We start from the raw sequence: 5,846 nt of genomic DNA, 5'->3' as shown, positions 1-5,846 counted from the left end.
ACTTCATCTTTTTTCAGGCGCTGCTTGAAGGCGGCCATCGACCGCTGTGCCATTTCCGGAGTCGCCACCCCGGCTTCCGACACCATGATCAACGTCACCACCTTGCCGTCGATCTGATAATTAACGAACGGGTATTGCTGCCCCATTTTAGTCCCCCCGGGATGAACCCCTGCGTGCAGCGTGAGCGAAATTTTATTCCATTATACGGGAAATACCTAACGATTTGTGACCCTAAGGCGATTACTAAGCGCGCTTGTATTGAAAACTGTGACGCTCGCCGCAGAGTGGTTGCATTCACACGGACGTGACCTTTGCGGTGCCCGGATCACGCCATACTTGTTGCCTGCGGTCCGGCCGGTGCTTCGCACTGCAATATGGACGGCATGGAGAACCATCATGTTGAACATCAAAACCGTCGCTTCCCGCCTGGCGCTTGCCGCCGTGTTCGCCATTGGCCTTGCTGCAGCTGCACAGGCCGGCACTATCACTGTCGCGCCCGGCGCAACTGCTAAGCTCGATGTGGGTGACCGCTACGGCTACACCACCATCACGGTGGTCAATGCCAGCGGCAGCGCGGGCAGCCTGCAGCTTCCTGCCGGCAGCAGTGCGATTACCGTGCCGGCCGGCGGCAAGGTCGAGCTGTATGATCGCTATGGGCGGGGCGCCAGCGGCGCGGCCTATGTGGACGTCACCAACAGCGGCAGCGTGCCGCTGACGCTGACCAGCCGCTATCAGACCAGCTATCCGGCGCCGTGACGCACCGGGTCAGGGTTCACGCCGTAAACACCTGTGCCACGATGATCTGCCCGACGCGCTGCGCTGCGCTGTCGCCGCTGTCGATGCCAAGCGGCAGCATCAGCGCCTCGTAGCGCAGGATGCGGTTGTCCTTGACGAAGCTGCGCAGGCGGCGGAATGGCCGCCCTGCCGCCGCCACTTCACGGTAGGACGCATTCATCACCGCGCGGTATTCCGGCGCCGGCCAGTCATCGATCATGCGGCCGGTCATATCGAAGCCGAACCACTCGACAAAGCCGGTGCCGAACACGCGATAGCGGAACCGCGGCGGCGCGGCGACATCCGGCTCATGCACAACATCAAGCAGAGCGATGTTGCCGAGCAGCGGCTTGAGATCGAGCGGATCGATATCGGCGCGTGCCGGCCAGCGCCGCGCACCGCGCCTGTCGAGCCAGTAGCGATGGAAATCGCGCAGGATCGGCTGTTCAAGATCTTCCGCGCGATCAGAGCCCGCAATAATGCGGCCATCGGTAAAGTGATTCATGTCAGGGCTTGCTGCCGCCTGTATCGGGCAACGGCTGGAAGCTGTCGGGGTCCAGGCGCAGGAAGAAGCCATCCTTGAAACCGCCGCTGCGGCTCAGGTCGCTGATGCTGCGTGGCTGGATCGGCATCGCGCTCGGCCACACCTGAATGCTGAACACCAGCGCCGGCCGGTCCGTCTCGCCCTGGCTGAGCGGCAGCATCAGCCGTCGCGTCATGGCAAAGCCGGCGGCATCCCAGCGGAACACGCTTTCCGAATAGACCGGCACGGCGTCATGGAATGTGGCGTGGTAGATGGCGCCCATGTAGTCGCGATAACTGCCCTGCATGATGTCATGCGTGGTCTTGCCGGTGAAATCCATACCGTAGCGTTCGACATGGGCGGACCCGACCAGACGATAGCGCCAGGCGCCGCCCTCGGCCGGCTCGGTGATCAGCAGGTTGGGCCAGAAGGTCGGCGGCAGCTCGAGCGGATCGATATCGGCGCGGTCGGGCATGCGGCGTTTGCCGCCATCCTTCTGGCGCTTGTGCGTCCAGTACCGCGCGACGGCATCGATGGCCGGTTCGTCGGAGAAGGGGGTGGGTAACGTCATGGCCTAAGTGTAAGCCATTATGGCCGGGTAGCGTCAAATTACCTTCGACGGCAGTGTATTTCCGGGTGCTGCTGCAACGGCGGGAATTGCGATCAGCAATCCTAGCAGGAACCAGAAATTGCGCTGGAAAAAGAAGTCATGGACAAGATTGCCGGCGGCGAAACTCAGCAGCAGGATCAACAGTCCCAGTGACCAGCCGCTATTCGGTTGACTGAGGCCCGTATGGGCATGGCGTAAAAGAGCCAGGAAGAAAACCGCGACGACGCCAAAACCCAGTAGTCCGGTTTCTGCCAGCAGCCACACCGGCACAGAATGGATGATTAATGCGCGGCCGGTAATGTTGAGATGCTGCTCGATATAGGCACCCAGGCCCTTGCCGAAGACCGGATGCTGCAGCCACATCTGCCAGCCATCGATAATACTGCGCCAACGCTCAAGATCACCTGAATCGCGTGTCATATCCACAGCGAGCATCAGGGTGACAAAAGAATTCTCCGTGAGCATGTAGCCGTAGATCTGATCGTAGAGGAATGAAAAGACCGCAATGGTCAGTGGCGGCAGCAGGATCGCTGATATCAGCTGGCGCCGGGGTAAGTGGCCGGGGAAGATCAGCATGCAGGCCAGGACGATACCGAGCATGCCGATGCCGGCTCTGGAATGGCTGTAGTAAATGGCAAGGCTCAGCACGCTGAGGATCGATGGCAGCATGTATTTCCAGCGATCGAACAGTCCGAGATGTTGCGCGGCAACGGCGGCAGCAGTGGTGATGGACATCTGAACTGCAAAGGCATTGGGATTACCTGCATAAGCCTGCAGCGGCAGCGCGAAGACATCGCGTGGGATCGACACTCCGAACAGAGAGGCAATCAGCAGGGCGATCTGCAGGACGGCAAGAGTGGTTCCCGTGGCAACGAAGGTGCCAAGAACAGTATTGCGATACTGCGCCTTGCCGCTCAGGGCAATCGACAGCCCGGTTGCGGCATATCCAAGAATAATCAGCCAACCCAGCCCCCGGTTGACAAAGGCCCAGCGGGTCCAGCCGAAGCTGGTGTAGCCGTGCAGCAATGAAAAGATTAAGAGGACCGAGATGGCCAACAGGCCAGCAATCAGGACGCTTGGCGCAGGCAGCGCATTGCGATGAATCCAGAGGGCAATCGGGGCCAGGCCCAGGCCGGTCAGGGCGATGATATCGGCAAGGTTGCCGGTCAGTTCAACGTCTTGCAGTGGTATGCGAACCTGAAAGAACAGCAAGATGGCGCATAATGTGGCGCTGGCTGCCAGGGCCGCGCCGCTCCAGTTGAGGTGCATGGGCGCAATGGAGGGTGGCGGGCCTCGCGCGGGAATGCGCCAGTGCAGCAGCAGCATGCCGCTGCAGACGAGAGTCAGCAGCATGACCAGCAGGCCGATCAGGCCGACAGCAACGGCGCTTGCCACGGCAACAGATTCGCTGATGCCGATCACGCCAAGGGCCTGAGCGGCACTGAATTCACGGATACCCCAGCCGGAGAAACTGATCGGCAGGCTGGCGGTGAACATTACGATGAACAGTGCCGCCATCACGCGGCTGTCGAATGGCGATATCCCCAATCCCCATAGCAGGCTCAGATAGGCGGCCAGCATGCAGCCATGGGCGGCGAGGGTCAGCAGCAGGCTGGGCCACAGGCGCAGAACGCCACGCATCTGGCCAGGCAGATTTTGCAACAGTCGTGCTGATCGAAGCGCGGTGAGCGCAACAACCAGTACGGTGATGAAGAGGGCTGCTGCCATCGATGCCATGTATTGCGTGGCAGGCAGGAAGTCGAAATGCACGTTGATGAACAGGTAGCACAGGCCGCCAAGGCTGAGCAGAAGCAGGATCGCGGCCGCCTGCGCACGCTCCAAGTAGGTCGCGAGTATCGAAATACTGTATGGCACACCATTGGAAGCCAGAACTGCCGCGCGGCTGAGGCTCTGGCCAATCACATTGAACAGAATCTGATTCGAGACCTGACCGACCGAATGGGAAAAGAACAGGCTGTGCCAGCTCGGTCTGAAGCCGAAGGTCCGGAGCACCGAGCGAAAGCGCAGCAGTGAAAAATAGTTATTTGCCAGCACCAGCAGGGTGGCAATCAGAATGCCATGCCAATGAATGGAGCGGAGGCTAAGGGCAACAGCCTCTGGGTCGACCAGATAGAATGTTGCGAGCAGCGCGCCGAGGGAAGTGATCGCAAAAAGGACATTGCGAAGAATGCGAGTCATGAGGTGCTGATTTCAGGCCCGGTGATGCGGGCCGGGGATCAGCGTGCATGGGGATACCTCATTAGTTGCATGCGGCGACTATGCCGTGTGGCACCATTCCCATGACAAATACGAGGTATTTGATCAAACCCGCAGGCCTGCCGATCTCATCGCGCGCAGATCGGCCGCATGTCATCAGGCCGGTGCGGCGATGAGGTTGGCAGGTCGCGTGATCGCCGGGGATGGTGCTGCTGGACAGGATTGAACTGTCGACCTCCTCATTACCAATGAGGTGCTCTACCACTGAGCTACAGCAGCCCCGTAAGGGCCAAAAACGACAAACCGGCCCTCGCGCCCGAAGGCCCGGCCGGCGTCGGGCGCGGAAACTGCCACAGCCGGCCGGCTGGCGCAAGCGCGACATGGCGGCTTTTGGCCGGCTTTTGCGAAATCGCAGATTTCGTCGTGTTCCCCGCGATTTGCCGCCCGAACCTGGCCCGGCTGCGGGCGCGGATTCCGGTTGACGCCGGGGGGCGGGGCTGGCTATCGCTGGATTGCGCGCGCCGGCCATGGCCGGTGGCGCCAGAGGGTGCATGGCAGACAGCGACAAACCTGACAGCGCGCCGGAAACGGTGTCGGACAACCGCCAGCGCAAAGCCAAGCACCGCGCTGCCCGGGCGGCGCGGCTGGCGCAGACCCTGCGGGCCAATCTGGGCCGCCGCAAGCAGCAGGCCCGCGGCCGGGATGGCGGCTCCGACGGTGGCCCAGGCGGCGGCGGCGCGCCGGCGGCTTGACGGGCTGGGTTCGCCCGCTTAAGCCCGAAGACACTGTTTTCTGCCGCCGAAGGATCACCGCATGTCAGTCATGTCCGATATCTGGATTCGCGAAATGGCGAAGACGCAAGGCATGATCGAGCCATTCGTGGAGGCGCAGAAACGCGAAGGCACGATCTCCTACGGCCTGTCCTCTTACGGCTATGACGCCCGCGTGGCGCGCGAGTTCAAGATCTTCACCAATGTGAACAGCGCGGTGGTTGATCCCAAGGAATTCTCGCCCGAATCCTTTGTCGACCGCGACACCGATGTCTGCGTCATTCCGCCCAATTCCTTCGCGCTCGCGCGCACGGTGGAGTATTTCCGCATCCCGCGCGATGTGCTGGTGATCTGCCTGGGCAAAAGCACCTATGCGCGCTGCGGCATCATCGTGAATGTCACGCCGCTGGAGCCGGAATGGGAAGGCCATGTGACGCTGGAATTCTCCAACACCACGCCGCTGCCCGCCAAGATCTATGCCAATGAAGGCGCCTGCCAGTTCCTGTTCCTCAAGGGCGATCAGCCCTGCGAGGTCAGCTACGCCGACCGCGCCGGCAAATATATGGGCCAGCGCGGCGTCACCCTGCCCAAGCTGTAGGGCTGTCGGCAGGCCACCGGCCTGCGGCTTTTCCTGGCGCATCCGGGCGTTACATCCGCCCGCACTGGCGATTCGGCCCCCGTTGCGCTAGACAATCGGTGCCCTATTTAGCTCTGGCCGGCGGTTTCAGCCGGTAGTTCTTTGGAATCAATGCGTTATGGATAGAATTCGGTTGCGCGGCGGCAAGCCCCTGGACGGCAGCATCGGCATCGGCGGCGCCAAGAACGCGGCCCTGCCGCTGATGGCGGCCAGCCTGCTGAGCGACGAGACGCTGACGCTGTCCAATGTGCCGCATCTGGCCGATATCGCCACCATGGCGCATCTGCTGCAGCAGCATGGCGTCGATGTGTCGAT

6 protein-coding genes, 1 tRNA gene and 1 pseudogene are annotated in these 5,846 nt (G+C 61.6%); 4 read left to right on the top strand and 4 right to left on the bottom strand.

Going from position 1 to position 5,846, the window contains the following annotated elements; translation table 11 throughout:
- The first annotated feature begins 396 nt into the window (after nt 1–396).
- Nucleotides 397–756, top strand: coding sequence for a hypothetical protein (locus AAG799_RS22060; RefSeq protein ID WP_341899209.1), 360 nt, complete (start codon nt 397–399; stop codon nt 754–756).
- A gap of 16 nt (nt 757–772) precedes the next feature.
- On the opposite strand, the gene AAG799_RS22055 is transcribed toward AAG799_RS22060, so the two are convergent.
- From AAG799_RS22055 to AAG799_RS22040, 4 genes are all read right to left on the bottom strand, one after another.
- Complete coding sequence (locus AAG799_RS22055; RefSeq protein ID WP_341899207.1) at nt 773–1,279, bottom strand: PAS domain-containing protein; 507 nt, start codon at nt 1,277–1,279, stop codon at nt 773–775.
- Between the two features lies 1 nt (nt 1,280).
- Nucleotides 1,281–1,868: a PAS domain-containing protein gene (locus tag AAG799_RS22050; RefSeq protein WP_341899205.1), complete on the bottom strand. Its 588-nt coding sequence runs from the start codon at nt 1,866–1,868 to the stop codon at nt 1,281–1,283.
- A gap of 33 nt (nt 1,869–1,901) precedes the next feature.
- Complete coding sequence (locus tag AAG799_RS22045) at nt 1,902–4,106, bottom strand: lysylphosphatidylglycerol synthase domain-containing protein (RefSeq protein WP_341899203.1); 2,205 nt, start codon at nt 4,104–4,106, stop codon at nt 1,902–1,904.
- Nucleotides 4,107–4,328: 222 nt separating this feature from the next.
- Nucleotides 4,329–4,403, bottom strand: a tRNA-Thr gene (locus AAG799_RS22040).
- Nucleotides 4,404–4,675: 272 nt separating this feature from the next.
- Between AAG799_RS22040 and AAG799_RS22035 the strand changes: the two genes are divergently transcribed.
- The 3 genes and pseudogenes from AAG799_RS22035 to AAG799_RS22025 all read left to right on the top strand — a co-directional run.
- A complete protein-coding gene (locus AAG799_RS22035; RefSeq protein WP_341899202.1) occupies nt 4,676–4,876 on the top strand; it encodes a hypothetical protein in 201 nt (66 codons plus the stop codon).
- Nucleotides 4,877–4,937: 61 nt separating this feature from the next.
- Complete coding sequence (gene dcd, locus AAG799_RS22030) at nt 4,938–5,492, top strand: dCTP deaminase (protein WP_341899201.1); 555 nt, start codon at nt 4,938–4,940, stop codon at nt 5,490–5,492.
- 157 nt (nt 5,493–5,649) lie between these two features.
- Nucleotides 5,650–5,846, top strand: a pseudogene (locus AAG799_RS22025) (UDP-N-acetylglucosamine 1-carboxyvinyltransferase); the annotation flags it as partial.

This window comes from Ferrovibrio terrae (genome assembly GCF_943371255.1).
Taxonomy (GTDB): domain Bacteria; phylum Pseudomonadota; class Alphaproteobacteria; order Ferrovibrionales; family Ferrovibrionaceae; genus Ferrovibrio; species Ferrovibrio terrae_B.
Note: the sequence above shows the minus strand (reverse complement) of the source record. Positions and strands in the feature narration are given on the sequence as shown.